Genomic DNA, 25576 nt, shown 5'->3' on the forward strand with positions numbered 1-25576 from the left:
GGGGGCGAGATGGCTAAAATTACACTGAAAAACCTGCGCCATTCCTACATGCCCAATCCAAAAGGGCCTGAGGATTACGCGCTGAAAGAGGTCGACCTGGACTGGCAGGATGGCGGGGCCTATGCGCTGCTGGGGCCGTCTGGTTGCGGAAAATCGACGCTACTCAACATCATCTCCGGCCTGTTGGTGCCGTCTGAGGGGCAGATCCTCTTTGACGGTCAGGACGTCACCCAACTGCCACCTGATCAGCGCAACATTGCGCAGGTGTTCCAGTTCCCGGTGATCTACGACACCATGACGGTTTATGACAATCTGGCCTTCCCGCTGAAAAATCGCGGTGTGGATCAGGCGACCATTGACCGCCGCGTCCGCGAAATCGCTGAGATGCTGGAAGTCACCGACATGCTGAACCGCCGCGCGGCAGGCCTCAGCCCGGACAACAAACAGAAGATCTCGATGGGCCGTGGTCTGGTGCGGGACGATGTGAACGTCGTGATGTTCGATGAGCCTCTGACGGTGATTGACCCGCATCTGAAATGGAAGCTGCGTTCAAAACTGAAGGAACTCCATCAGCGCGTCAAAGCGACGATGATCTATGTGACCCACGACCAGACTGAGGCGCTGACCTTTGCTGATAAGGTTGTGGTGATGCAGCTGGGGGAGGTGGTGCAGATCGGCACCCCGGTGGAGCTGTTTGAACGCCCCGCCCATACCTTTGTGGGCCATTTCATCGGCTCTCCGGGCATGAACGTGCTGCCCGCCGAACTGCGCGATGGCGTGGCCTATTTCCATGGCCAGCAGGTCGCTCTGGAAGGTCCGGTGACCCCGGGCACAACGGGCAAGCTTGAAATTGGTGTGCGGCCGGAATTTGTCTCGCTGGGCGACAGCGGTATTGAGGCCACGGTGCGCCGGGTGTCCGACGTTGGCCGGCATTACGTCATCGATGCTGAGGCCGGCGGCAGCAAAATCTCCGCCATCCTGAACGGCACCGCGCCGATGGTTGGCGAAACCGTGCACCTGCAGTTCCGCGCTGACCAAACCCGCGTCTACGCCGATGGCTGGATCGCCAGCACGCCCGCAACAGAGGAGAGCGCGGCATGAAAACCGAAAACCAAAAAGCCTGGTTCTTCGTTCTACCGGTTCTCTTGCTGGTGGCGTTCAACGCGCTCATCCCGATGATGACCGTGGTCAACTACTCGGTGCAGGAAACCTTTGGCGATAACATCTTCTTCTGGGAAGGCCTGACATGGTTTGAACAGATCCTGCGGTCCGACCGCTTCCATGCGGCGCTGGGCCGGCAGTTCATGTTCACCTTCCTGATCCTGATCATCGAGGTGCCGCTGGGCATCGCGATTGCGCTGGCGATGCCGCGTCAGGGCTTCTGGGTGCCGGTCTGTCTGGTCCTTATGGCCCTGCCGATGCTGATCCCGTGGAACGTTGTGGGTGCGATGTGGAACATCTTTGCGCTGCCGGATATCGGCCTGTTGGGCTACTTCCTGAACCACGTTCTGGGCATCAACTACGACATGACCCAAGACCCCATTGCGGCCTGGGTGACCATCATCACGATGGATGTCTGGCACTGGACGTCACTGGTGGTTCTGCTGGCCTATGCCGGTCTGGTTTCGATCCCCGAAGCCTACTATCAGGCGGCCAAAATTGACGGCGCATCCAACTGGTCGGTGTTCCGCTTCATCCAGCTGCCCAAGATGAAAAACGTCCTGACCATCGCGATCCTTCTGCGGTTTATGGACAGTTTCAACATCTACACCGAGCCCTTCGTGCTGACCGGTGGTGGCCCCGGCAACTCGACCACGCTGTTGTCCATCGATCTGGTGAAGATCGCACTGGGTCAGTTTGACCTTGGACCAGCCGCCGCCATGTCGCTCATCTACTTTGCAATCACGCTCTTTGTGTCCTGGCTGTTCTACACGCTGATGACCAAAGACGACCTGAACTAAGGAGGCAGGAATGCGCAAACGTTCTCTTGTCCCAATCGCTTACATCTTCTTCCTGATGCTGCCGATCTACTGGCTCGTCGCGATGAGCTTTAAGACGACCAATGAAATCCTCGCCGGGTTCTCTCTGTTCCCGCAGACTTTCACGCTGGAGGCCTATCAGACGATCTTCACCGATCCGACCTGGTATTGGGGTTATATCAACTCGATCATCTACGTGTCGCTGAACACCGTGATCTCCATCGCGGTGGCGCTGCCGGCAGCCTATGCTTTCAGCCGGTATCGTTTCCTCGGTGACAAGCAGCTGTTCTTCTGGCTGCTGACCAACCGGATGGCGCCGGCGGCCGTCTTCGCCTTGCCCTTCTTCCAGCTCTATTCGGCAGTGGGCATCTTTGACACCCATCTGGCAGTGGCTCTGGCGCATTGTCTGTTCAACATCCCACTGGCGGTCTGGATTCTTGAAGGCTTCATGGGCGGCGTGCCCAAGGAACTGGATGAAACGGCCTATGTGGATGGTTATTCTTTCCCGCGCTTCTTCGTCTCAATCTTCATCCCGACGATCAAAGCGGGCGTTGGTGTGGCTGCCTTCTTCTGCTTCATGTTCTCATGGGTGGAACTGCTTCTGGCGAAAACCCTGACCGCTGTTGCGGCCAAACCGATCGCCGCCACCATGACCAAAACCGCATCCTCTGCGGGCTATGAACTTGGGCTTCTGGCGGCGGCGGGCACGCTGACCATCATCCCCGGTGCCGTGGTGATCTACTTTGTCCGCAATTACATCGCGAAGGGCTTCGCGATGGGGAGGGTTTGATATGTTGAGTTGGATGGCTTGGACCTGGCCCACCGCGCTGGTCTTCATCGGATTGTTCAGCGCCATTGGTCTGCTGACGGTGATTGAAATCAAATACCCCGGCGGGGCCGAGCGGAAAGGGATCCTGGGCCTTGTGACCACCCGTGGCGACCGCCTGTTCCTGACCTGTCTGGGTACCAGTTTCATCTTCCTGGCCTGGCTGGGTCTGGTCGGCATGCCGCTCTGGGCGCCGCTTGGGATTTCCATCGGCTGGGGGATCCTCTGCTTCTGGAAAGTCTGAAGCTGGAGTGAAAATCTGCAAACGGCCCGGGGGAAACCTCGGGCCGTTTTGCATTATGGTGTTGCCGGTTCTTATGGGAAAATGACTGCGAGATTTGGCAGCCCTTTTGGCCGTTTCCAGACTGTTAAAGGGTTCATGTGAGGGCAGCACTATGGTCCGGTTGGCGATGTGCAGTCAGGGTTGGAAAACGTGGGCTAACAGGCCGCCCGATCCCGTTGCATGGCACGACGCTGTGACGAACGGCTCTCAGCCTAGCCCAGCACAAAAAAGGCGGCCCCTCAGAGCCGCCTCCTTACGTCAATTGCACATTTTTACCAGCTGCGCTGCGCCATCGTGTTAAGTTGGTTCAGCCGCTCCAGATTGGCCACGGTGGACAGCATGATCCGGTCATGGCTCCAGTCTTTCGGCTGAGCAACCGCAGTGGCTGTCGCCAGCACGGCAGCGATCATGACCAAAGACATCGCCATGCTCAATGCCCGGGTATCGCGGCTGGGGCTGCTTTGATCCGCTGCAATTTCCAGGATCCGGTCTTTCAGCATCGACCGACGTCCCAGAACGGGTAGGGCACGCCCGACCAGCGGCACCCCAAAGGCGGCGGGCTGCCCCACTGCATGACGGCTGCGCCGCGCCACCGAAAGCAGCCGCATCGAATAGCCATGCGGATCAAATCGGCGACGGCGCAGATAGTTGCGGTCGCAGACCAGTTCCCCCAATTTGCGCAGGCGTGAGCTGAGGAACCAGAAACCAGGGTTCAGCACCACCAGTGGGGAGATTAGCGACAGCGCCACCTCAGCATCCACATCGCCCTGACGAATATGCTGCAATTCATGGCCCAGTGACATCTGCATGGCATCACGATCTGCGCAGAAGCTGAGCGGCAGCACAACATAGTAGTGCCTCAGCCCACGGGTCGAAAACGGCACGCTGACGCTGGGGCTGAGGACGATGCGCAGCCGACGGCCACGACGCAGAACCTGACCGCCTTGGATGGCGCGTCGAATGCGAATGACGTTCACGATCAGATAGATCAGCCGGCCGACAAAGGTGGCGGCAAAGACCAGCAACACACCAAGCGCCAGCCAGCTGCTGCCTTGGCTCAACTGATCAATCCAGCGCGATTTCATCTCCAGCAGCGATGTCACCTCACCGGCAGACATCGACAGATTGCCCTTAAGATATTGCGAAACAACAAGTTCCGTCGCGTTGATTGAGGTCGCATAACTGGTCGCCAGCAGGGCCGGCAGGGCCAGTGGCACCAGCGCAATGGCGGCGATTGCGGTCAGCCCCAATCGTCGTCGCGTCAGAAAATTACGGCGCTGCCCGGACAGCGCAAAGAGACCATCAAAAATGGCAAAAACAAGCGCGGCCATGAGTACCATTCCCTGGACCCAGACCATCCCCCCTACGAGTTGTTCAACCGTCATCCTTTCTGATCCTCGTCTCAATGATCGCTTTAATTTCTTGGATCATTTCATCTGTCAGATCCTCATTGTCCACCAGTCGCGCAACCAGCGCGGTCGGGGTCCCCCCAAATAAGGAATCTGATAAGTTTTTCAGAGATTTGCCTTCATACTCACTGCGCTTGACGGTGGGGGTGTAGATCAGGCTGCGGTCTTGGCGCTCTGAGGCTACATATCCTTTGTCGTCAAGGATCTTCATGATGGTCGCAACTGACGTATAGGCCCGTTTGCTTTCACCCGAAAGCGCCGCCATCACCTCGCGCACGGAACCTGACCCGATCTGCCACAGGGCAATCATCAGTTCTAATTCAACATCCGTGAGCATCTCGCTGCGTCGCCGTGGCACTAAACTCTCTCCATTCATTCATTACTAATTAATTCGTATACGATTGCACCCAACGAAGAAAGGAATTTTTGCCTGGCTTGGCTCCTGCCAGACTCTCAGGCATATCCCGCGCCTGCTGCCGCATAACGGCGCTTTGGATGCGAACGACGCACTCGCTTCCGCGAACATCAAAACACTCACAGAGACCTGTCCCAACAGGACATGACCACATACAGCCACGATCACGCGCGGTTTCCTTTGAGTGGGCCGCCGCCGCATCTGACATGGGCGGCTCCCCATGCATTTTCGCAGTTCACGCAGGTCCACTCATCGCATGACGAACGGATTGGCCATCGGCGCTTCAGAAGTGCTGACCCAAGTCGTCTGGGTCCGCGTGTAGTCCAAAATCGCCTCCATTCCCGCTTCGCGCCCATAGCCTGATTGGTTGAAGCCTCCAAACGGCGCGATGGGGGAGACCGCGCGATAAGTGTTGATCCAGCAAATACCCGAACGTAATCGTCCCGAAACGCGGTGCGCGCGCGCCAGGTTTTGGGTGAAGACGCCAGAGCCCAGCCCAAATTCCGTGTCATTGGCCAGATCAATCGCCTCCTCCTCCGTGTCGAACGGCAGGAGGGACATCACAGGGCCAAACATTTCCACCTTCAAGGTCTCAACCTCAGCGTCGGGGCATTCCACCAAGGTTGGCACCATATAGTTGCCCGGGCGGTCCAGCGGGGCACCACCGAATCTGATCGTAGCGCCCTGATCTTGCGATTTTCTTAACGTCTGGCGGATCACCTCAACCTGCGCTTGGGTGCATAGCGGGCCAACGTGAGTCTCCGCGGCCAGCGGATCGCCCACCCGAATATCGCGGGCTTTCTCCGCAATTCTGGCCACCAGGGCCGGGTAGATACCGCGTTGGATCAGCGCGCGTGACCCGGCCACACAGCTTTGACCAGAGGCGCCGAAATTGCCGGCGATCAGCCCGTTTGCTGCCGCCTCCACATCCGCATCGTCAAAGACGATGATCGGGGATTTTCCCCCGAGTTCCAAGGTGGTTACGGCAAAGTTCTCGGCCGAGTTGCGCACCACATGTTTGGCTGTTTCAGGCCCGCCGGTGAAGGCAATCCGGTCGACATCAGGGTGGCGGGTGAGGGGGATGGCGCAGCCTTCGGCGTCGCCGGTGATCACGGAAACAACGCCGGGCGGGAACCCGGCGGCTTCGATCAGCTTGGCAAATTCGAACATCGGCGCCGGCGCCTGTTCGGAGGCTTTCAACACCACGGTGCAGCCAGCCGCCAAGGCCGGGCCAAGCTTGGTTGCCGTTAAGAACATCTGCGCGTTCCAAGGCACAATCGCGGCCACAACCCCGATGGGCGCGCGCCGGGTAAAGACGTGCATGTCAGGTTTGTCGATCGGCAAAACCGCACCTTCCAGTTTGTCTGCTAGGCCGGCGTAATAGCGGTAATAATCGCCGACATAGGCCGTCTGGCTGCGCGTCTCCGCCAGCAGTTTCCCGCTGTCGGTGGTCTCCACACGGCCGATGGTGCCGGCATGTTCTTCGATCAAGTCTGCCAATCGATAGAGTAGCTTACCGCGCGCCGTCTGGCTGAGATCACGCCATTCAGGCGCCTCCAGCGCGCGCCGTGCAGCGGCGACGGCGCGGTTGACATCCTCGGGGGCGGCGCAAGCAAAATCTGCCCAGATCTCACCCGTGGCGGGGTTTTCAGACGTCATGGTCTGACCGGTTGTACCGTCGCACCAAGTGCCGTCAATGAAAAGCTGGTAATGTGATAAATCCATGGGAAACCTCGGTTAACGGCACTCAGTTAAAGGCGGGCATGACATCGTCGATAAACCGCGCGAGCGAGGCGCGTTTACGATCGGTGCTCATGCCGGAATCGATCCAAAAGGCAAACTCATCGTAGCCCAGATCTTCATACCTCTTAATCCGGTCAATCACTTCCTGCGCCGTGCCGACAGTCAGATCCTGACGCAGTTTTTCGGCTGTGAACATCGGATTGCCGGCAATCTCATCCGCGCTCAGCGCAGCGATGTGGCCTTGACTGACCGGCCGCTTGTTTTGAAACCAAGCGCCGAAGTAATTGTAATACCGATGTAAATCCGTGACCGCGTGACCAACGTCAGCACTGTCCTGGCCCACGTAGCAGTGGTGCAGCAGCATGATTTTGGGTCTTTTGCCCTCATGGCTGTCACAGGCTGCATCGAATCGGTCCATCAAGGTTTCAATTTCCTCCATCCCCTGCCAGAGCGGGGTCACTTGGATATTGAAACCATTGTGAACACCAAATTCATGGCTGTTCGGATCCCGCGCCGCAATCCAGATCGGGGGGCCCTCTGGTTGCCGCGGCTTGGGGGCCGATGTGGTGGCTGGAAACTGAAAATACTGACCGTCATGGGCGCAATCGCCCTGCCAAAGCTGCGGCAATAGGGGCGTCAGTTCCCGCATGCGCTGACCCGCATCCCAGGCGTCCATTCCGGGCATAAGTCGTTCATATTCATAGGAATATGCGCCGCGTGCGATGCCCAGCTCAATCCGGCCACCAGTGATCTGATCCGCTGCTGCCGCTTCGCCGGCAAGCTTGATCGGATGCCAGAACGGCGCGATGACAGTGCCGGTGCCAAGGCGGATCTGCTTGGTGCGATGCGATAGGTCCACAAGGGACAAAAACGGGTTCGGGGCGATGGTAAACTCCATCCCGTGATGTTCGCCGGTCCAAACCGCGCGCATCCCGCCCTGATCGGCCATTTCGCAAAGACCCGCAAAATCTTCGTACAGCTGATCCGCAGGATCCTCCGGGTTCAACCGTTCCATATGTGCAAAAAGCGAAAACTCCATCACGTGCTCCGATCAGTCATTTGGTGCAGTTCTCCGGCCTTGGCGTCGCCGAGGTAGAGCATGAAATTGCGGCTCTCAGCCTCGCGTGCGAAACGGCTGAGCAGGGTGGCAAGGGTCGGGCTGGCAAACTGTTGCAGCGGCAGGTCGGCGCGGGGCATCCAAACCAGCCCCTCACCGTTACTGGGGGCGGTGCAACGTGCTAGAAAATATGAATATTCGCGTTGCTCCGTTGGATCGTCAAAGACCGAATAGACCTGCTGCAGGCTGGCCGTCAGCCCGCGGTTTTCCAAAGCCTCGGTCAGCGTTTTGCGCGCACTTGCCCCTTGGGGAAAGTCAATTTGAAATGGGCGCAGCCCGTCTTCACCCTGTTCCAGCAACACCTGGTCGCCATGTTCGACAATCGCGCCACTCACCCGATGTTTCGCGGATGAGGCCGCGGCCCGGCGTTCACGGCCAAGGCTGAAATACCCACCGTTCTGGTAGCCGAGCCCGTCGCCAGGGCGTTGGGTGAACCCCGTGATTTGCCCCAGCAAGATGGCGTGGTCGCCGGCGTCGATCCAGCGATGGGTCTGGCAGGAAAACGTCGCAATGGCGCCGTCGATCAGCGGCACATCATTGCCATCCACGTGATGGGGAACCTTGGCAAATCGGTCCTCTTTTGAGCGGGCGAAGACGTTGGAGATATCTTCCTGGCTGTCAGCCAAAATGGAGATGCCGAAATGGCTTGCCTCTTTAAGGTTCTGATAGGTCGACAGGAATTTGCCTGGGCATACGGATAGCAGCGGCGGATCCATCGACACCGAACTGAAGGAATTTGCGGTGAACCCAATGGGCGTGCCGTCAGCGCTACGCGCCGTGACGACGACAACACCGGTCATGAAACGCCCAAAAGCGTCCCGCAACGTGCGCGGATCAAAAGGGATGGCGTCAGTCATGCAGGCACTCCTTTGCGAAACTCTGAACGGCGCTGTTTGTCTCAGGGGCATGCGTCATTGGCATCATATGCGCGGCGCCTGCGATCACCTCGGCCCGTCCATTCGGGGCCAGATCGGCCATCGCGATTGACATGGCTGGGGTGGAATTAGGCTCCTCCGCGCCGGTGAGGAATAGCGCGGGGCAGCGCAGCGTTTGCAGGGACTGGGGCGATGGCCCATCTGAATTGGCAAAACAGCGATAGGCCTGTTGGTACCCACGCGGCGACACGGTGGTCAGCCAGTCGTGGCAGGCATCACGTTCGGCTAATGGATCAGAGGTTTCGGCGCCAAACCAGCGGGTTAGCGTGGGGGAAGGATCGGGCAGGCTGACCCCGTCCAATTGTGCGGCACGGGCTGCGACAGCGGCGCGCGCAGGCGTCTCGCGTTGGAAGATTGCGTTCATTGCAATCACGCCGATGCATTGTTTGGCGTGTTGCTGCGCCAATTCCAAGGCAATCATAGCCCCCATTGAATGCCCGATCAGCAGGCAGTCACGGTCGGGCGTTTGCTGGGTCAGTGCTATGCCCAGCAATTCGGCGTAGCCTTTCACGTCGTCTAACGGAGTGAACACGCTTTGGCCGTGCCCCGGCATATCTGGTGCCAGAACATCAAACCCCAAATCCCTCAGTGTCGGGATCTGCGCCGCCCATGCCTCAGCCCGCAGGCCAACGCCGTGCAGCAGTATTGCCAACGGCGGTTTTTCAGTTGGCCCGGTTTGTTGTGAGTTAGGCCCGCTGGATGCTGGCACGGTGATGGCCTGCATCGGGCCAAAATCAGACCGCGGCTGGATTTTCCAGGTCATGGCCCAGCTCCTTAAGGTCTTGATAACGATCACCAATGCGGTGATGCGGCCGACCCGAGGTGGCGCCTGCCAGAACCGCAACCACCTCATCCGCGCGTGGGGCATCCGGGATGGCGAACTGCAACGTCAAGTAATGTGAGCGGCGGCCCACATCGTTTTTATCCATCATCGGCACCATAATCGGTGCGTTGGCGCCACCGCGGGTGTTGGTGAACGACAGGTAGGACTTTGCCGCCACGGCTTCGCGGTAATGATTGCCAAACCGCAAGGTATGGATCAGGCCCGAAGCGTGTTCGACCTCACCATCCAGTCCTACCACAGCGGCCTTGCCGTAAGCCTCGATTGCATCGCCACCGCCTGCCAAGGTCAGGATGCGAGTCGTCAGCATTTCCCCCAAGATTGGGCCAAAAGCGTTAATTTCTGGTTTAAGATCCTCAACAAATCGTCCCGCCCAAGGGTTTTTCAACACAGCCGCAACCGCAAACATGCGCCAGGGCTGGGCAGCGGGGCGAAAACCTTCGATCAGGGTCTCTTCTTCATAGGTGACGATTTTTCGAATTTCTGGGGTCATTTCGGGCTCCTGTTACGCTGGGTGAGGATCCGCCGCAGAGCAAGTTTTGACAAATGAAAGAACTTCAGGCTAAAGCATTAGTTTTGCTAATGGTCGGGTTCTTCATGGCGCAAAATTTACCTCCGTTAACGTGGTTTCGCTCATTCGAGGCAGCGGCGCGGCATCTGAGTTTCACCGCTGCGGCGGATGAGATTGGCCTGACGCAGTCGGCCGTCAGTCAGCAGATCAAAGCGCTGGAAACCCGGTTGAATGTGATCCTGTTCAAACGGTTGCCACGCGCTCTTACCCTGACGGATGAGGGGCGGCGGTTGCTGCCACAGGTCGAGGCGGCGCTGCAGGTGCTGCGGCAGGCGACGGAACGGTATGAACTGGCGCAGGCGCCGCAGGTGTTAACCGTTGCGGCCTCGGTCAGTGTGATCGACTGGCTGATCATTCCGCATCTCAGTGACTTCATGCAGCAAGAAAAAGACCGTTCTGTTAGGTTTTTATCAACGATTTGGCCGGATGATTTTGCCACGCCCCGCGCGGATGTTGAGATTCGCTTTGGCTCAGAACGGCAGGTCGGGCAGGGCGCGGTGCCTTTGGCGGGGGCGGCACTGATCGCGGTTGCGTCCCCGACCTTACTGGCTGGGGCAATGGCTGATGATGGGGCTGTACAAAGTGTAGGGCAACCAGAAGGGGTAGACTTGTCGCGCGAGGCGGAGCGCAGCTGGACCACATTGCCCCGCATTGAGACGGTCGGCACCTCGGGCGGGTGGCGGGAATACTATGCGCAGGCAGCGGATGCGGGGCAGGGGACACCTGTGCCGGGAAACCAGAGGGGTGACCAACAGACGCCGGCGTTGCTGGCGGATTCTTATGGCTTGGCGTTGCGGTTGGCTGTGGCGGGGCAGGGATGTGCCTTGGTGCCAAAGTCGCTGGCGCAGGATGCGCTTCAGAAAGGACACATTGTTCAATGCGGCAGACAGGAACTGGCCGTTTCAGAAGGATACTTTTTGGCGCACAGCGATCATGATCCGGCGGCCGGGCGGTTTGCCAGCTGGCTGCAGGGCTTGATTGAGGCACCAGCCGTTCGTTGAGGAAGGCCCTGGTTACAGGCTGCTGTTGCTGGGATACAGTTCGTGGTCACCGGCGACCAGCGGCCTGCGTTGAGGCGCGGGCGAGCAACAGGTCCGAAAACGGATCTGACAAGGCTCACGTGGTCATGCAGCCAAGCGCGACATGCGACGATTATGCTTGAGTCAAATCCTCGGAATAGGCTGGACATGCAACCGCACGCGGGCTAAGCCCCTGTCATTATTCATGCAGAGCCAGCCTGACCCGAAAACGGCAAGCCATGCAGTCAGATTGGAGATCCCAAGATGCTGAAGAAGCTTGCCCTTTCGCTTGCCCTGATGGCAGGCCCCGCGCTGGCCGAGACTGTGACCGTCGACACCTACCGCGGTGCAACCGACGTCAAAGTCGCCCCCAAAACCATCGCCGTTTTTGATGTTGCCGCGATTGATACGCTGTCGGCGCTGGGCATCAGCCCTAACGGCGCCGTTTCGCCGATCTACGTGTCCTATCTGGACGAAGCTGTGGCCGGTGCTGAGAAGGTTGGATCGCTGTTTGAACCTGACTTCGAAGCGATCGCCGCCATGGGACCGGACCTGATCGTGGCCGGTGGTCGATCGTCCAAAGTTGCGCCGGATCTGGCCAAGATCGCGCCGACCATCGACATGACCATCTGGGAAGACACCGTGGGTCAGGGCCTTGATCGCCTGGACGCCTTTGGCAAAATCTTTGGCAAAGAAGCCGAAGCCGCCGCGCTGAAAGCGGATTTCGAAGCCAAACTGGCAGACGCCAAAGCCGCGGTTAACGGCAAAGGCAAAGCGCTGATCGTGATGACCAACGGTCCGAAAATCTCGGCCTATGGTGCCGGTGGCCGCTTTGGCTGGCTGCACGCCGAACTGGAGCTGCCCGAAGCGGTGGATGAGGTTGAAAAATCGACCCACGGCGAAGCCATCAGCTTTGAGTTCATCCGCGACGCCAACCCTGACATCCTGATCGTTGTGGACCGTCTGGCGGCAATCGGCCGTGATGGCGAAAGCGCCCAGGCAACGCTGGACAACGCGCTGGTGCAGGAAACCAACGCCTGGAAAAACGACAAGGTGATCTACCTGAACAGCGCACCGCTCTATATCGCAGGTGGCGGCATTCAGTCGATGACCCTGATCCTTGACCAGTTTGTGACCGCGTTCTCCGGTAGCTAACACATGCAAGGCAAGGCCTGGAAGATTGGGCTCATCGCCCTCGCGGGCCTTGCTAGCCTGTCCTTGTTCGTGGGGGTGATTGACGTCGCCCCCACTGACCTTTTGCGGGATCCCGAAGCGTTGCAGCTGGTGCTGCTGTCGCGGTTGCCCCGCACGCTGGCGGTTCTGATCACCGGTGCAACGCTGGCCGTATCTGGCACCTTGATGCAGCAGATTGCCCGAAACCGATTTGTGGAACCTATGACCGCCGGCACCGGCCAGGGCGCGGCGCTGGGCATCTTGCTGGTCACCCTGTTCATCCCGACAGCACCTTTGGCCCTGCGCATGACTGGGGCGGCGCTGACCGCGCTGATCGCCTCCATCGGGTTTTTGCTGATTGTGCGTCGTCTGCCCCCCAGTCAGCCGCTGCTGGTGCCTTTGGTTGGGCTTGTCTACGGCGGCCTGCTGGGCGCCGGGGTGACATTTATCGCCTATCAGGGCGATCTGATGCAATACATCGAGGTCTGGATGTCGGGCGAGTTTTCCGGCGTGCTGAAAGGCCGGTATGAGCTGTTGTGGATTGCCGCCCTGGCGGCCGCGCTGACCTATATCATCGCCGATCAGTTTGCCATTGTTGGTCTGGGCCGGACGGCTGCGGTGAATCTTGGGCTCAACTACGGGCAGGTGGTTCTGCTGGGGCTGATCGCGATTTCCATCGTCACGGCGCTGACCGTCGTCACCGTGGGGATGATCCCTTTTGTGGGCCTTGTGGTGCCCAATATCATTTCGCGCCGCTATGGCGATAACCTACGCGGCACATTGCCGATTGTCGCGCTGATGGGCGGGGCGATGGTGCTGGCCTGTGACATTCTGGGCCGGGTGCTGCGCTACCCTTATGAGGTGCCGGTCGGCACGGTCTTTGGTGTGATCGGCGCTGTGATTTTCCTCTATCTGCTGAACGTGAGGCCGAAACATGCTGGCTAAACGTCTGGGGCTTCTGGCCGTGGCATTGGGGCTGTGTTGCCTTGCCTATATGACCTATGGCGCCAAAGGCAGCTGGTCCTTCCTGATCCCGTTTCGCGGCGCCAAGCTGGCGTCGCTGCTGCTGGTGGCCGTCTCGGTCTCGACCGCAACTGTGCTATTCCAGACCATCACCCGGAACCGGATCCTGACCCCTTCGATCATGGGGTTCGATGCGCTTTATCTGCTGATCGTTACGGGTGCGGTGTTCTTTCTGGGCGGGCAGGGCTTTGCGCTGTTGCCCAATGAGGTGATCTTTGCCGTTACTGTGGTGGCGCTCATCGGGGCATCGCTGTTGCTGTTTGGCTCCCTGCTGCTGACGGGGGGGCGGGATCTGATGCGGATGATCCTGACGGGGATCATTTTCGGCACCCTGTTCCGGTCGCTGACCAATATGATGCAGCGGATGATCGATCCAAATGAATTCACGCTGGTCCAAGTGGCCAGTTTCGCCCGCTTTAGCCGTGTTGATACCGAGCTGTTGTTGATCGGCGGCGTCTTGATGACCGCCAGTCTGGTGACGGCCTGGCGGATGCGCCACCGTCTGGATGTTCTGGCACTGGGCTATGATGCGGCGATCAACCTTGGCGAAGATCCGCGTCGCGGCCATTTCCAGGTGCTGACGCTGGTGGCCGTGCTGGTATCTGTCTCCACCGCACTGGTGGGCCCTGTGGCCTTTCTGGGCCTGCTGGTGGTGGCCATGACCCATCAGATCATCCCAACCGAACGCCATGCGATCCTGTTGCCGGCGGCGGCGCTGGTCTCGGGCATTGTGCTGGTCGGCGGGCAAACCGTGCTGGAACGGGTGCTCAGCCTTGCAACACCGCTGTCGGTGGTTGTTGATCTCTTAGGGGGGCTGGTGTTCCTCTGGCTACTTCTGAAAGGACTACGTCGATGATCCAAATCTCGGGCCTGAGCCACCGCTACGGCGCGACGCCGATCCTCAGCGATCTGTCCCTGACCCTGCCGCGGGGTGGGGTGACGGCGCTGGTTGGGGCAAACGGTGCAGGGAAATCGACACTGCTGAGCCTGATCGCCCGTCTGATGCCGATCCAGTCGGGCCGGATTGAGGTGGACGGGATGGAGGTTGGCAAAACTCCAACCCGTGACCTGGCGCGCAAACTGGCGATCCTGCCGCAGGCTGCTGAGGTCGCCCCGCGTCTGACGGTGCGGGAATTGGTTGGCTTTGGCCGTTACCCGCATCACCGGGGACGCGCCACCGCAGAGGACCATCAAAAGGTCGAAGAGGCACTGGTGGCCTTTGACCTGCAGGATCTGGCGGACCGCCCGTTGGAGGCGCTTTCGGGGGGGCAGCGGCAGCGGGCCCATGTGGCGATGACCTTTGCGCAGGATACCGACTACGTCCTGCTGGATGAACCGCTGAACAATCTGGACATCGCCGCCAGCCGATCCCTGATGAAACGTCTGCGCGCGCTGGCGCATGATCATGGCCGCACCGTGGTCACGGTGCTGCACGATATCAACTACGCCTGCGCCTATGCCGATCACATGGTGACCCTGACTGGCGGCCAACTGGGGCCGATGGGACGCCCGGCCGAGATTGTCAGCAAAGAGCTGCTGGCCCAGGTTTTTGGCACCGATGCTGAGGTTGTGAAAACCGAAACGGGGGTTTTGGTGCAGGTCTGAGCCCAGCAGCCTCCTGCCGCCTATGGGGAAGACGTAGCCGCCTATCCCAAGGGTTATAAAGCGCACCCTCTGCACCGAGTTTGGCATGGGATGAACATGATAGCGATGACTTCAAAGAGGAGTCACCGATGTTCACACAACGCTTTTCCCCCCCGGTCGCGGCTGCCGTTGCAGCCTGCGTGATGGCCGCGACCGCTGTTTTTGCCGATACCGATGAGGCGGCGCTTTATGCGCCGGATCTGCCCAGTGATGCGATTTTTCTGCGCTGGGTCGATACCGATGTGCCACTGCCCGCTTTGGGTCTGACGCATCAGCCTGTCGCAGGCCAGGAGGCCTATCGCCCGCTCTCCGCCCGCCATCTCAGCGGCGCTGAGCCGGGTGCGTTCTATTCGGTGCTGGCCGGTCCTGAGGGCACGGCGCGTCTGGTTGAAGAACCCGCGCGTGGTCAGAAATCCAAGGTGCATCTGATCCTGCTCAATGCCTCGGGTCAGCCGGTGCGGCTGGTGCTGGCGGATGCCGGCCATGAGGTGATCCAGCAAACCAATGCCTTTGCCAGCGGCGGCCGGATGGTCAATCCGGTCTCGGCCCGCTTGGCGGTTCTGGCGGATGATGACAGCCCGGTGGGGGAGGTCGCGGTGCGGCTGCGCCGGGGGCAAAATGTCACTGTTCTGGTGACCGATGACGGCGTGCGGCTGATCGAAAACCAGATCGGTGATCTGCTGGAGGAGTGAGCCATGATCTTCTCCACCCCGATGTTTATCTTCGGCTTTCTGCCGGGTTTTCTGCTGCTTTACTATGTTGTGCCGCGCAGTGGACGTTCGCCGGTGATCCTGCTGGCCAGCGCGGTCTTTTACGCCTGGTGGCGGCTGGACTTTCTGGCACTTGTTCTGGCGATGGCCTTTGGCAGCTATGTCTGTGCGGCGATGGCCAATCGCGCCGCGTCCGCTCAAACCCGCAAAGCCTGGGTCAGCCTTGGGGTGATCGGCAACCTGTCGGTTCTGGGCTATTTCAAATACACCAACTTTGTCCTCGGCAATGCTGATGCCCTCTGGCAGGCGTTGGGCCGGGGCGAGGTCACCAGCCCTGAGATCATCCTGCCGATCGGCCTGTCCTTCCTGACGTTTCAATGCATCAGCTATGTCATCGATGTCGCACGTGGTGATGCGCCGCCCGCCCGCAATATCTGGGATTTTCTTGCCTTTTCAACGCTGTTCCCGCAGCTGATTGCCGGCCCGGTGCTGCGCTACAAAGACCTGGCCGATCAGTTCCAGACCCGCAGCCATTCCCTTGCACAGTTCCTCATGGGGGTCCGTCGGTTTGCCCTGGGGCTGGCGATGAAAATCTTGATTGCTGACAGCGTGGCCCCGATGGTCGATCGCCTGTTTACCCTGCAGGATCCGACGCTGGTGGAGGGCTGGCTGGCTGCCAGCGCCTATTCGGTGCAGCTGTTCTTTGATTTCGCGGGCTATTCAGCGATGGCAATTGGTCTGGGGCTGATGATCGGTTTTCGGTTCATCGAAAACTTCAACGCCCCCTATATTAGCCAATCGGTAACGGAATTCTGGCAGCGTTGGCATATCAGCCTATCGACCTGGCTGCGCGATTACCTCTACATCCCGCTGGGCGGCAACCGGGGCGGGGCGGTGAAAACCTATCGCAACCTGCTGCTGACCATGGTGCTGGGCGGCATCTGGCATGGTGCCAACTGGACCTTTGTCCTTTGGGGGATCTGGCACGGCGGCTGGATGGCCGTGGAGAGGGCCCTGGGCAGCAAATCCGGCGCGGTCTGGTCGCGCCACATCGGATCTGTCGGGGCCTGGGGTTTCACGCTGGTCTTGGTGATGCTGGGCTGGGTGGTGTTCCGTGCGCCAGATCTGGCCACGGCCGGGCAGGTCTATGCCGGGATGTTTGGCCTGAATGGCCTCGCCCTGCGGGGGGAGGTTTGGATGCTCTGCAAGCCGACGGAATGGCTGGCGATGTGGCTTGGCTGGGCGATTGCCCTCTGGCCGATGATGTCCGCGGCGCGGGTCAATCTGCGCCTGCCGCAAGCGCCCCGCTTTGGCACATTGTTACTGCTCTTGTCGGCGGTGCTGGTGATGCAGGCGCGCAGTGACTCACCCTTTCTGTACTTCCAGTTTTAAGGAGACGTTGAAATGCTAAGCGATCATCAACAAAACATTTGTTTCGCCTCCTTGCTTGGTCTGGCCGTTGCGCTGGCCGGATGGCAGGGCCACCGCGCCGCGGCGCCGGAACAGGCGTTAGCCGGGCTGACCGGCGGCACCTATCAGCGACAGTATGAAAGCACATTTGCAGATGCCTTGCCCTCGCGCGGTTGGAGTGTGGAGGCCTATGCCGCCCTGCGCCTTGCCCTGTTTAAGGAGGTGGCGGAGGGTGCCGTTCTGGGCCGTGACGGTTGGATCTTCACGGCGGAAGAGTTTGAAACCCCCGCCCTGGCCGAAGATCCGGTGCCCCTGCTGCGGCAGGCGCGCGCGGAACTGGCAGCACTAGGCGTGCAGCTGGTGCCAGTGATCTTGCCGGATAAGGCGCGGGTGCATGCGGATCGCTTGCCCCATCGCCGCTCAGCCGCGTTGCAAAACCGCTATGCGGCGGCGCTGGAAATGCTGCGGGCCGAAGGGTTTGCCCCGCTGGATACCCGCGCAGCGATGCAGGCGCATGGGTTCCTGCGCGGGGACACCCATTGGCAGCCAGAGGCGGCCCGCGCCGTCGCTGAGGCACTGGCGCAGCAGTTGGGCACGGATCCGGCGGAGGCTGTCTTTGTCACGCACTCCAAAGGGGAGGGACCGTTTCGCGGTGACCTGATGGTCTTTGCTGAAACGGGCCGTTTCGCTGATTGGGTCGCCCTGCCGCTGGATCGGATCACCCGTTATGAAACGCTGGATATGGCCGAAGATGCCACTGACGCCATGGCACTTTTTGCGGACACCCGTGTGCCGGTTGCGCTGATCGGCACGTCTTATTCTGCCAAGGAAGACTTCCATTTCGAAGGGTTCCTCAAGTCGGCGCTGGGTCAGGACGTGCTGAACCTGGCGCAGATCGGCAAGGGGCCCTTTGCCCCGATGCGGGATTACCTGACCTCGCCCGAGCTGCACGACAGCCCACCCGATATCGTCATTTGGGAAATCCCCGAACGTTACATTTTGCTGCAAGGAGGTTGATATGACCCGTTTCACCAAAACCCTTTCTCGCTGTGTTTTTGCAACCTGTCTCAGCGTGCTGGCCCCCGCCCTTGCTGCCGCGCCCTATTGCGAAGCGCTTTTGGACGCTGATGCTTTGCCCGAGAAATATGCCAGCCTGGCGCCGGTCTATTCCAGCGCCGACACCGGCTGGATCTTCGCCGCCAACCAGATGCGCCAGTCCTTCGCGCTGAAGGACAAGCCAAAGGCGATGATGGCGGAAATTGTGCAAGGGTTTGAGGCCAAAGGCGTCAAACTGGCGATCCTGATCACGCCGCCACGTCCGGTGGTGGCAGGGCAGGGAATCCTGCGCAAAACCATGGGACCGGCAGCGGCCGATTATGATGCAACCGCAACGCAGGCCAGTTTTCAGGCGATGCTGGCGGAATATCGGGGTATGGGGGCAATAGTGCCGGATCTGAGCGTGCTGGCGCTGAGCGATCCGCAGCTGCGCCGCCGGTTCTATTTCCGCCGTGACACCCATTGGACAACCGTTGGCGCGGCCCATAGCGCCGAAGCGCTGGCCCAAGCCGTCGCTGCTGAGGCGCCCAAATTGCGGGCTGCTGAGGGGCCCGCGATCCTTGGCTGGAAAGGTAAGATTGAAGAACGCGGTTCCCTTGCCGATCTGGTGCGCAAAAGCTGTGACCAAAAGGTCCCGAAAGAGACATCAAACATCGCCGTTCTGGCGGATGTGCCGGGCGCGGGGCTGCTGGATGACACTGAGGGGCCGCAGATCGCTCTGGTCGGCACCAGCTTTTCTGACCGTTACAAACGTGATCACTACCGGGTTGCGGATGCGATGGCGGCGGCCTTTGGGCGGTCGGTTGTGAACCATTCGGTCTCCGGCGGTGGGCTGCACCGCGCGATGCAGAGTTTCCTGAATTCAGGTGGGCTCGACAATCAGGCCTATGACCTGGTGATTTGGGAAATTCCCTATACGCAGAACTTCAACTCCACCAAACGCTTGGGCGCTGTGCTGAAGGCGATGAAGGCCGCGCAGAACGGCTAGGCCTGCGGCCAATCACACTTCTAACCGATAGGTTAGTCCGGCTGACCCGATGGGCGCCGGACTGCCCTGCTGACCGCACTTATTTTTGTGCGAAGGGCTTAGGGTCTCCATAGGTTTCCCGTTTCCGGAGGTTTCGATGAGGGTCGAACACCGATCTCCCCATGCGGATCTGGACTATATGGTCCGGGCACCGCTGAATTTTGAAACGCCTGAGGGCGTGCCGGTGGTGATCCGTGAGTGGTCACTGCAGGGCGTGAAATGGCCCGAAGATGCGCCGGAACGTCCCGAGGAGGGCTACCTTGCCGTGCCGTTTCAAGGGGTTGATGTACGCTTCCCGGTCACATTGGAACCTGCCCCGGACACCCGCGAAGTTTTCTTCAAGGATCTGACAGGGCGTCAGCGCGAAGTGCTGGCGCTGTTTTACCGGGCGTTGTTGTCGGGGCGGATGGTCGCCTCCGGCGATGTGATCACCTCGCTCGACACCCCGGTGGATCTGGTCCCGGTTGAGGAAACCGAGGCGGAAGCAGAGGCCAAGATCGGACAGCGCCGCAAGATCACCCAGGTGCTGCGCAGTGTGGTGCATGTGGTGATTTATGTCAGCCTGTTCATCGGGGTGATGATCACCATTGGCAGCAATATTTTCAATGCTATCAATCGGATCGATGTTCAGCACGGGCGCGTGGTTGCTCCCGTCGCGGCCTTGAGTGCCCTGCGTCCCGGTGTGGTCAGCGCCCTGCAGGTTGAGGCCGGGCAGGTGGTGGCCGCCGGCGATGTGCTGGCACTGATCGAAGATCCCGAAGTTGTGGCCCGTCTGAAGGCCAGCCGGGTGTCCTATGCGGCCACCAGTGACGTGATCAAACGTCTGGAAAAGGCGCTGAAACGTCTGGAAAAGCTGGCCCGGGTCAAAGATGAGGCGCTGCGTCTGTTGGAGGTTGGCCTGATCTATGAGGCGCAGATCAGCCCTCGCGGCTACGATGCTCTTGTAGACCGCTGGAAACAGCTGCGTCGGGATGATCCCTATCTGGCCACCGGCCGTGACCCGCTGGAGGTCACCGCCCGCCTGCTGCGCCAGCGACTAGCTGAGGAAAACACCCTGCTGCGTCAACATCGCTCGACCCGCGATGGCTACAAGGCCCGCCTGCAAGCGGCCAAGATCATTGCGCCCCATGCGGGTGTGGTTCAGTCGGTTCTGGTGCAGCCCGGTCAATATGTCCTGTCGGGCCAGCCCGTGGTTGAGATGGAAGATGATGCGCCGCGCCATGTGGTGGGCTGGGTATCTGAACAATATGCCGAAGACCTCTACCCCGGCATGCCGGCCTGGGTGCGGGTCAACACGGCGGGAACACGGCAAGAGGTGACCGGTCGGGTCAGCGATGTGCGCGCCGGCGATATTCCGAACCGTCCCGGTGAATATGGGATTGAGGTTACGGTGCAGCTGGATGGTTTCACCAATGCCCAGCTGCGTGACGCCCTGCGCGTCGGGGCGCCGGTGAACCTCAGCGCGGATCGGCAGATGTTTGCAGGGCTGCGCGGCTGGATGCAGGCGCGCGCTGACAGCCTGTGGCCCAGTGATGATGACAAAACCCAAACCCCGGGGGCGCGTGATGTACAGCCCTGAGGATGAATATGGTTTTGACAAAGATCTGGCGGTGCGTCTGCGGGATTATGAAACGCCACGCCTCAGTTACCTGCGCCGCTGGCGGCTGCCGCACATCTGCATTCTGTTAATCACCGTGCTTGCGCTGCAATGGATGATGTTCAACCTGCCAAACCGGTATTTCGATCCCGAGGTGATGCATATTTCCCTGATCCTTGGCGGGCTCGGCATCTGGCGGTTTGGCTGGTGGTTCACCCATTCGGTGCGCGCAGGCTACTGGGGGCGGGCTGTCTGGCCGGGCATGCGAGCCCGCGCCGATGCGCTGTGGCAGGACGGCTGGCGCCCCAAACGCCTGCATATCCAGATGACCACCTATTATGAGGAACCGTCGATCACCAAACGGGTGATCGGCTCCATCCTGGGGCAGGTGCGCCGCGAAAAGATCCCGACGACGATCTATATCGGCACCGGCAGTGCCTATGATGAAAACATCATCCGCGACTTTATCGAAACCTATGCCCAAGACATCCCCGATGATCTGGCTAAACTGGTGTTCCTGCGGCAGAACCAGCCGGGCAAACGGATGGCCATCGGTATGATCCTGCGGGCCATGTGCCGCGAAGATGTGGACCCGGACGATCTGGTGATCTTCATGGATGGCGATGCGCTATATGGCGGCGATGTCCTGCAAAAATGCCTGCCGATGTTTGCCGCCGACCCCGAACTGGGTGCGCTGACCACCGATGAAGAGGTGATCTGCTACGGCCCGGACTGGATCGCCCGCTGGCTGGACATGCGGTTTGCGCAGCGCAGGCTGGCCATGCAGAGCCACGCGCTGGCGGGCCGGGTGCTGACCCTGACCGGGCGGATGAGCGTGTTTCGCGCCCGCCACATTCTGACCCGCGCCTTTATCCGCAACATTGAGGCGGATCACCTGGATCATTGGCTGTGGGGGCGGTTCCGCTTCCTGTCTGGCGATGACAAATCCAGCTGGTATCGCCTGTTGAGCAATGGCGTGAAGATGACCTATGTGCCGGATGCCACCGTCTACACGATTGAGGTGATCAAGGAAAACGGGCTGTCGCGGATGGTGCAGAACTTCCGTCGCTGGTCGGGCAACATGCTGCGCAACGGGGCGCGGGCAATTGCGCTGGGCCCACGCCGGATACCGCTGTTTATCTGGTGGTGCATTGTTGATCAGCGCATTGCAATGTGGACCATGATGGTCAGCCCGGTGATGGCAGTTCTGGGCAACTTCATCGCGCCGGGCTATGTCTGGAACTGTTTGATCTGGGTGGTCTTTTCCCGGGTGATCCTGTCGATGTTCCTATTTGGCTATTCGCGCAAGGCGGACATGAGCTGGCCGTTTATCCTCTACCTCAATCAGGTGATTAACGCCTCGGTGAAGATCTACATGATCTTTCATCTGTCCAAACAGAAATGGTCAAACCGGGGCAACCAATCCGCGGGGGAGGCGCGCAGCCTGAAGGATCGGTTGCGCAACGGGTTTGCGCTTTTTCAGCTGTGCACGGCGGTCTGCCTCTTTGTTACGGCCATCATGGTCTATGTCGATCTGATGCAGCTGCCGGGGCTTTGAAGGCGCCAGCGCTATGCGATCAGCCCAAGGCCTAACCTTTTGCACAGGCCACTGACCCTTCGCCCCCACATTTGTGCCCCGTCCGCATGTATCTTGGTCTGGCAACAACGATTGCAACAAATGAGGGTTCTGATGATTATTCCTGTGATTATGGCCGGTGGCACCGGCACCCGGATGTGGCCTGCCTCGCGCAAGGCGCTGCCGAAACAATTTGCCCCGCTCCTGGGCGGTGACACGCTGTTCCAGCAGACCGTGAAACGTCTGAGCGACCCCCGCTTTGACCGCCCCTGTGTGGTCAGTGCTGAAGAGTGTCGTTTCATTGCGCGGGATCAGATGGGCGCTGTCGGGGCAAACAATGTGCTGCATCTGGTGGAGCCTGTGGCGCGTAATACCGCAGCCGCCGTTTTGACCGCGGCGCTGGCCCATCGTGACCAGCCCGAAGCGGTGCTGCTGATCAGCCCCAGCGATCATGTAATCTCGGATGAGGCAGGCTTCCACGCCGCTGTTGATCTGGGACGTGACGCAGCGGCTGAGGGTGAGGTGGTGTGTTTTGGTGTGTTTCCCACCCACCCCAGCAGCGCTTATGGTTACCTGCAGGTCGACCGGGGCAGCGATGCCAAGGTTCAAAAGGTCACTGAATTCATTGAAAAACCAGATGCCGCCGCCGCGACGGAACTGCTGGGCCGGGGCAACTCGCTGTGGAACGCGGGGATCTTTATGCTGCGGGTGGATGTGGCGCTGGAGCTGTTCAAAACCCATGCGCCGGATCTGCTGCCGCCCTGTCATGGGGGCCTCAGCCTTGGGGGGGAGGACCTTGGCTTCCACCGGCTGAATCGCGATGCGTTCAAACGCTGCCGCGCCATCGCCTTTGACCGGGCGATCATGGAGAAACTGCCAAGCTGCACCGTGGTGTCGCTGGATTGTGGCTGGGCGGATCTGGGCAGCTGGTCAGCCCTGCGGGACCATCAGGTCAAGAAACCCGGTGGCAATGCGTTGATTGGCGATGCCAGTGCGATTGACTGCCGCAACAGCCTGCTGAAAAGCACCAACAGCGATATGGCCATCGTCGGCCTTGGTCTGGACGGCATTGTGGCCGTGGCAACAGATGACGCGGTGCTCGTCGCCGATGCCAGCCGCAGTGAAGAGGTGGGCAAAGCGATAGAGGTGCTGAACGCCCGGTCTGCCCCACAGGCTGAGGAATTCCCCCGCTGCCACCGCCCTTGGGGGTTTTATGAAACCCTGTCACTGGGCGCGCGGTTCCAGGTCAAACGGATCGTTGTACATCCCGGCCAGAAGCTTTCGCTGCAAAGCCATGTGCACCGCGCGGAACACTGGGTCGTGGTTGAAGGATCCGCGCTGGTGACGGTCGGCGATGAGACCAAATTGGTTGGTGAAAACGAAAGCACCTACATCCCGCTGGGCGCGGTGCATCGGCTGGAAAATCCCGGCAAATTGCCCCTGGCGCTGATTGAGGTGCAATCGGGCTGTTACCTCGGCGAAGACGACATCACGCGCTACGAAGACATCTATGCGCGTGACCAAAACGAAGAGGTTGCCTGACGGCGGCATCTTGACCCTCTGTGCCCCGTCAGTCGGGCCCGCATGCTGCAGCTTGCGGGCCCATTTTTGCGTTTGGATTTTTCCCTATTTTTATTGATATACAAAGGGTTAGTTTGGGTGACCCTCTGTCGGTTGTTCTGTCCTTTGTGGCGTCACCACCCCCTCCTTTCTGTGGCTAGTCTCGAGGAAACTCATAGGAGGGTAGTTATGGAACTTCTGGATCTTGACCTGCGCAACGCCGATGTTGTCGACACCCCGCGACCGGTAATGAACCCCGATCTGGTCCCGGCCCTGCGCCCGGTTCTGAACCCCAAAAAGACCCCCGCCCTGAAGCCCGCGATCAGCGTGGTGGGACTGGGCTATGTGGGCGCGGTTTCGATGGCTTGCCTGTCCAGCCTGGGCCACCGCTGCATCGGTGTTGATGTGGATGCCCGCAAGGTGGAACAGATCGCGGCCGGCGAAAGCCCGATCCATGAACAAGATCTGGGCGAAACCCTGTCCGAGGGCGTTGCCAACGGGCTGATTGAGGCAACCGATGATCTGGAACGGGCGGTCTGGGACACCGATGTGACCTTTGTTTCGGTCGGCACCCCGACGGCCGCGGATGGTGGCTGTGATTACCGCTACATCGAGGCCGCCGCTGAGGGCATGGCGCGGGGTTTGCGCCGCAAGCGCAGCTTCCACGTCTTTGTCATGCGCTGCTCCATCCCGCCGGGCACGACGCTGTCGGTGATGGCACCGATCATTGAACGGATTTCGGGCCGTAAGGCGGGGCGTGACTTTGGTGTCTGCTTTAACCCTGAGTTCCTGCGTGAAGGTGTGGCTATCGCTGATTTCCACAACCCGCCCAAGACCGTGATCGGCACCACCGATCTGCGCAGCGCTGAAATTCTGCGGGACATCTACGCGCCGGTGGATGCGCAGCCGATCTTCACCAGTATTGAGGCGGCTGAGATGGTGAAATACGTCGATAATGTCTGGCATGCGACCAAGGTCTGCTTTGCCAATGAGGTGGGCCGCCTGTGCAAACCCTCGGGCGTTGATAGCCGCGAGGTGATGGATATCTTCGTGCAGGATCACAAGCTGAACCTTTCGGCCTATTACCTGAAACCCGGTTTTGCCTATGGCGGCTCCTGCCTGCCGAAAGAGGTGCGTGCGGTGCAGCATATGGCCAAAGAGGCCGGTGTTACCCTGCCGATGATCGGCAATCTGGAACGCTCGAACCGCGAACATATTGACGAAGCGGTGCGCATGGTGCGGGCCACCGGTGCCCGCCGGGTTGGGATCCTTGGGCTGGCGTTTAAACCCGGCACCGATGATCTGCGCGAAAGCCCGATCCTGGAGGTTATGGCCGCGCTGCATGCCGAAGGCGTTGCCCTGCAGGTGCATGATGAGGCGATCACCAAAGACACCCCGCTGGAGGGTCAGCTGGCATATGTGCGCCACGGCTCCAAAGGGGGCGCGGAACTGGCGGCGAACCTGCCGGCGATGCTGAACGACGACCTGGACGAGGTTGTTGAGGGCGCTGAGGTCTTGGTGGTCTGCCATGCCTCTGAGGCCTACCGCAGCAAGATGCGCCGCAGCCACGCCCGGGCCGTGATTGATCTGGTGGGGCTTTACAACAGCCCCTGCGAAACCCGCGCACCGCTGGAAGGCATTGGCTGGTGATCTAGGGCGCTG

24 protein-coding genes are annotated in these 25576 nt (G+C 60.1%); 17 read left to right on the top strand and 7 right to left on the bottom strand.

Annotated features, from left to right (window positions below):
- The first annotated feature begins 9 nt into the window (after window positions 1–9).
- Genes ACORLH_RS07020 through ACORLH_RS07035 form a run of 4 tightly spaced genes read left to right on the top strand, consistent with a single transcriptional unit; the run spans window position 10 to window position 3049 of the window.
- A complete protein-coding gene (locus ACORLH_RS07020) occupies window positions 10–1101 on the top strand; it encodes an ABC transporter ATP-binding protein (protein WP_321831929.1) in 1092 nt (363 codons plus the stop codon).
- Window positions 1098–1961, top strand: coding sequence for a carbohydrate ABC transporter permease (locus ACORLH_RS07025; protein ID WP_058244315.1), 864 nt, complete (start codon window positions 1098–1100; stop codon window positions 1959–1961). The genes ACORLH_RS07020 and ACORLH_RS07025 overlap by 4 nt, the downstream gene beginning before the upstream one ends.
- Window positions 1962–1971: 10 nt before the next feature.
- On the top strand, window positions 1972–2769 hold the full coding sequence (locus ACORLH_RS07030) for a carbohydrate ABC transporter permease (RefSeq protein WP_058244314.1): 798 nt from the start codon (window positions 1972–1974) through the stop codon (window positions 2767–2769).
- A gap of 1 nt (window position 2770) precedes the next feature.
- Complete coding sequence (locus ACORLH_RS07035; RefSeq protein ID WP_058244313.1) at window positions 2771–3049, top strand: DUF2160 domain-containing protein; 279 nt, start codon at window positions 2771–2773, stop codon at window positions 3047–3049.
- A 311-nt stretch (window positions 3050–3360) separates the two neighbouring features.
- On the opposite strand, the gene ACORLH_RS07040 is transcribed toward ACORLH_RS07035, so the two are convergent.
- The 7 genes from ACORLH_RS07040 to ACORLH_RS07070 all read right to left on the bottom strand — a co-directional run bounded on the left by ACORLH_RS07040 (window position 3361) and on the right by ACORLH_RS07070 (window position 10041).
- Complete coding sequence (locus ACORLH_RS07040; protein WP_321831932.1) at window positions 3361–4419, bottom strand: M56 family metallopeptidase; 1059 nt, start codon at window positions 4417–4419, stop codon at window positions 3361–3363.
- A gap of 43 nt (window positions 4420–4462) precedes the next feature.
- Window positions 4463–4834 (bottom strand): BlaI/MecI/CopY family transcriptional regulator, encoded by a 372-nt coding sequence (locus ACORLH_RS07045; protein WP_321831933.1) that lies wholly within the window; start codon window positions 4832–4834, stop codon window positions 4463–4465.
- A gap of 327 nt (window positions 4835–5161) precedes the next feature.
- Window positions 5162–6637, bottom strand: a complete 1476-nt coding sequence (locus ACORLH_RS07050) for an aldehyde dehydrogenase (RefSeq protein ID WP_321831934.1) — start codon at window positions 6635–6637, stop codon at window positions 5162–5164.
- Window positions 6638–6659: 22 nt separating this feature from the next.
- Window positions 6660–7694, bottom strand: coding sequence for an LLM class flavin-dependent oxidoreductase (locus ACORLH_RS07055; RefSeq protein ID WP_321831936.1), 1035 nt, complete (start codon window positions 7692–7694; stop codon window positions 6660–6662).
- The gene (locus ACORLH_RS07060) at window positions 7694–8629 is read right to left on the bottom strand and encodes a flavin reductase family protein (protein ID WP_321831937.1); all 936 of its coding nucleotides are present in this window, start codon (window positions 8627–8629) and stop codon (window positions 7694–7696) included. The genes ACORLH_RS07055 and ACORLH_RS07060 overlap by 1 nt, the downstream gene beginning before the upstream one ends.
- Window positions 8622–9470, bottom strand: coding sequence for an alpha/beta hydrolase (locus ACORLH_RS07065; protein WP_321831938.1), 849 nt, complete (start codon window positions 9468–9470; stop codon window positions 8622–8624). The genes ACORLH_RS07060 and ACORLH_RS07065 overlap by 8 nt, the downstream gene beginning before the upstream one ends.
- Complete coding sequence (locus ACORLH_RS07070; RefSeq protein WP_321831939.1) at window positions 9442–10041, bottom strand: amino acid synthesis family protein; 600 nt, start codon at window positions 10039–10041, stop codon at window positions 9442–9444. Before ACORLH_RS07070 ends, ACORLH_RS07065 begins: the two co-directional genes overlap by 29 nt.
- Before the next feature lie 104 nt (window positions 10042–10145).
- On the opposite strand from ACORLH_RS07070, the gene ACORLH_RS07075 reads away from it, so the two are divergent.
- The 13 genes from ACORLH_RS07075 (at window position 10146) to ACORLH_RS07135 (ending at window position 25564) form a co-directional block, all read left to right on the top strand.
- Window positions 10146–11120, top strand: coding sequence for a LysR family transcriptional regulator (locus tag ACORLH_RS07075; RefSeq protein ID WP_321831940.1), 975 nt, complete (start codon window positions 10146–10148; stop codon window positions 11118–11120).
- Window positions 11121–11402: 282 nt separating this feature from the next.
- Window positions 11403–12293 (top strand): siderophore ABC transporter substrate-binding protein, encoded by an 891-nt coding sequence (locus ACORLH_RS07080; RefSeq protein WP_321831941.1) that lies wholly within the window; start codon window positions 11403–11405, stop codon window positions 12291–12293.
- Window positions 12294–12296: 3 nt separating this feature from the next.
- Window positions 12297–13256: an ABC transporter permease gene (locus ACORLH_RS07085; RefSeq protein WP_321831942.1), complete on the top strand. Its 960-nt coding sequence runs from the start codon at window positions 12297–12299 to the stop codon at window positions 13254–13256.
- Window positions 13246–14190: an iron chelate uptake ABC transporter family permease subunit gene (locus ACORLH_RS07090; protein ID WP_321831944.1), complete on the top strand. Its 945-nt coding sequence runs from the start codon at window positions 13246–13248 to the stop codon at window positions 14188–14190. The genes ACORLH_RS07085 and ACORLH_RS07090 overlap by 11 nt, the downstream gene beginning before the upstream one ends.
- Window positions 14187–14939 carry an ABC transporter ATP-binding protein gene (locus tag ACORLH_RS07095; RefSeq protein WP_321831946.1) on the top strand — a complete coding sequence of 251 codons (753 nt, stop codon included), beginning with the start codon at window positions 14187–14189 and terminating at the stop codon, window positions 14937–14939. Before ACORLH_RS07090 ends, ACORLH_RS07095 begins: the two co-directional genes overlap by 4 nt.
- A gap of 128 nt (window positions 14940–15067) precedes the next feature.
- Entirely contained in the window at window positions 15068–15670 is a 603-nt protein-coding gene (locus ACORLH_RS07100) for an alginate O-acetyltransferase AlgF (RefSeq protein ID WP_321831947.1), read from the top strand.
- Window positions 15671–15673: 3 nt separating this feature from the next.
- Window positions 15674–17080 carry an MBOAT family protein gene (locus tag ACORLH_RS07105; RefSeq protein ID WP_321831949.1) on the top strand — a complete coding sequence of 469 codons (1407 nt, stop codon included), beginning with the start codon at window positions 15674–15676 and terminating at the stop codon, window positions 17078–17080.
- A gap of 12 nt (window positions 17081–17092) precedes the next feature.
- The gene (locus ACORLH_RS07110) at window positions 17093–18115 is read left to right on the top strand and encodes an alginate O-acetyltransferase AlgX-related protein (RefSeq protein ID WP_321831952.1); all 1023 of its coding nucleotides are present in this window, start codon (window positions 17093–17095) and stop codon (window positions 18113–18115) included.
- A 1-nt stretch (window position 18116) separates the two neighbouring features.
- Window positions 18117–19142 (top strand): alginate O-acetyltransferase AlgX-related protein, encoded by a 1026-nt coding sequence (locus tag ACORLH_RS07115; protein WP_321831954.1) that lies wholly within the window; start codon window positions 18117–18119, stop codon window positions 19140–19142.
- A 136-nt stretch (window positions 19143–19278) separates the two neighbouring features.
- Window positions 19279–20760, top strand: coding sequence for an HlyD family secretion protein (locus ACORLH_RS07120; RefSeq protein ID WP_321831955.1), 1482 nt, complete (start codon window positions 19279–19281; stop codon window positions 20758–20760).
- Window positions 20747–22336 (top strand): glycosyltransferase, encoded by a 1590-nt coding sequence (locus ACORLH_RS07125; RefSeq protein WP_321831957.1) that lies wholly within the window; start codon window positions 20747–20749, stop codon window positions 22334–22336. Before ACORLH_RS07120 ends, ACORLH_RS07125 begins: the two co-directional genes overlap by 14 nt.
- A 132-nt stretch (window positions 22337–22468) precedes the next feature.
- Complete coding sequence (locus ACORLH_RS07130) at window positions 22469–23896, top strand: mannose-1-phosphate guanylyltransferase/mannose-6-phosphate isomerase (protein ID WP_321831959.1); 1428 nt, start codon at window positions 22469–22471, stop codon at window positions 23894–23896.
- Between the two features lie 207 nt (window positions 23897–24103).
- On the top strand, window positions 24104–25564 hold the full coding sequence (locus ACORLH_RS07135) for a nucleotide sugar dehydrogenase (protein ID WP_321831960.1): 1461 nt from the start codon (window positions 24104–24106) through the stop codon (window positions 25562–25564).
- Window positions 25565–25576 lie beyond the last annotated feature (12 nt).

Source organism: Thalassovita sp. (genome assembly GCF_963691685.1).
Lineage (GTDB): Bacteria > Pseudomonadota > Alphaproteobacteria > Rhodobacterales > Rhodobacteraceae > Thalassobius.

Coding starts and splice junctions, on each gene's coding strand:
- ACORLH_RS07020 (WP_321831929.1), top strand. CDS start 10: ATGGCTAAAATTACACTGAAAAACCTGCGCCATTCCTACATGCCCAAT.
- ACORLH_RS07025 (WP_058244315.1), top strand. CDS start 1,098: ATGAAAACCGAAAACCAAAAAGCCTGGTTCTTCGTTCTACCGGTTCTC.
- ACORLH_RS07030 (WP_058244314.1), top strand. CDS start 1,972: ATGCGCAAACGTTCTCTTGTCCCAATCGCTTACATCTTCTTCCTGATG.
- ACORLH_RS07035 (WP_058244313.1), top strand. CDS start 2,771: ATGTTGAGTTGGATGGCTTGGACCTGGCCCACCGCGCTGGTCTTCATC.
- ACORLH_RS07040 (WP_321831932.1), bottom strand. CDS start 4,419: ATGGCCGCGCTTGTTTTTGCCATTTTTGATGGTCTCTTTGCGCTGTCC.
- ACORLH_RS07045 (WP_321831933.1), bottom strand. CDS start 4,834: ATGCTCACGGATGTTGAATTAGAACTGATGATTGCCCTGTGGCAGATC.
- ACORLH_RS07050 (WP_321831934.1), bottom strand. CDS start 6,637: ATGGATTTATCACATTACCAGCTTTTCATTGACGGCACTTGGTGCGAC.
- ACORLH_RS07055 (WP_321831936.1), bottom strand. CDS start 7,694: ATGGAGTTTTCGCTTTTTGCACATATGGAACGGTTGAACCCGGAGGAT.
- ACORLH_RS07060 (WP_321831937.1), bottom strand. CDS start 8,629: ATGACTGACGCCATCCCTTTTGATCCGCGCACGTTGCGGGACGCTTTT.
- ACORLH_RS07065 (WP_321831938.1), bottom strand. CDS start 9,470: ATGACCTGGAAAATCCAGCCGCGGTCTGATTTTGGCCCGATGCAGGCC.
- ACORLH_RS07070 (WP_321831939.1), bottom strand. CDS start 10,041: ATGACCCCAGAAATTCGAAAAATCGTCACCTATGAAGAAGAGACCCTG.
- ACORLH_RS07075 (WP_321831940.1), top strand. CDS start 10,146: ATGGCGCAAAATTTACCTCCGTTAACGTGGTTTCGCTCATTCGAGGCA.
- ACORLH_RS07080 (WP_321831941.1), top strand. CDS start 11,403: ATGCTGAAGAAGCTTGCCCTTTCGCTTGCCCTGATGGCAGGCCCCGCG.
- ACORLH_RS07085 (WP_321831942.1), top strand. CDS start 12,297: ATGCAAGGCAAGGCCTGGAAGATTGGGCTCATCGCCCTCGCGGGCCTT.
- ACORLH_RS07090 (WP_321831944.1), top strand. CDS start 13,246: ATGCTGGCTAAACGTCTGGGGCTTCTGGCCGTGGCATTGGGGCTGTGT.
- ACORLH_RS07095 (WP_321831946.1), top strand. CDS start 14,187: ATGATCCAAATCTCGGGCCTGAGCCACCGCTACGGCGCGACGCCGATC.
- ACORLH_RS07100 (WP_321831947.1), top strand. CDS start 15,068: ATGTTCACACAACGCTTTTCCCCCCCGGTCGCGGCTGCCGTTGCAGCC.
- ACORLH_RS07105 (WP_321831949.1), top strand. CDS start 15,674: ATGATCTTCTCCACCCCGATGTTTATCTTCGGCTTTCTGCCGGGTTTT.
- ACORLH_RS07110 (WP_321831952.1), top strand. CDS start 17,093: ATGCTAAGCGATCATCAACAAAACATTTGTTTCGCCTCCTTGCTTGGT.
- ACORLH_RS07115 (WP_321831954.1), top strand. CDS start 18,117: ATGACCCGTTTCACCAAAACCCTTTCTCGCTGTGTTTTTGCAACCTGT.
- ACORLH_RS07120 (WP_321831955.1), top strand. CDS start 19,279: ATGAGGGTCGAACACCGATCTCCCCATGCGGATCTGGACTATATGGTC.
- ACORLH_RS07125 (WP_321831957.1), top strand. CDS start 20,747: ATGTACAGCCCTGAGGATGAATATGGTTTTGACAAAGATCTGGCGGTG.
- ACORLH_RS07130 (WP_321831959.1), top strand. CDS start 22,469: ATGATTATTCCTGTGATTATGGCCGGTGGCACCGGCACCCGGATGTGG.
- ACORLH_RS07135 (WP_321831960.1), top strand. CDS start 24,104: ATGGAACTTCTGGATCTTGACCTGCGCAACGCCGATGTTGTCGACACC.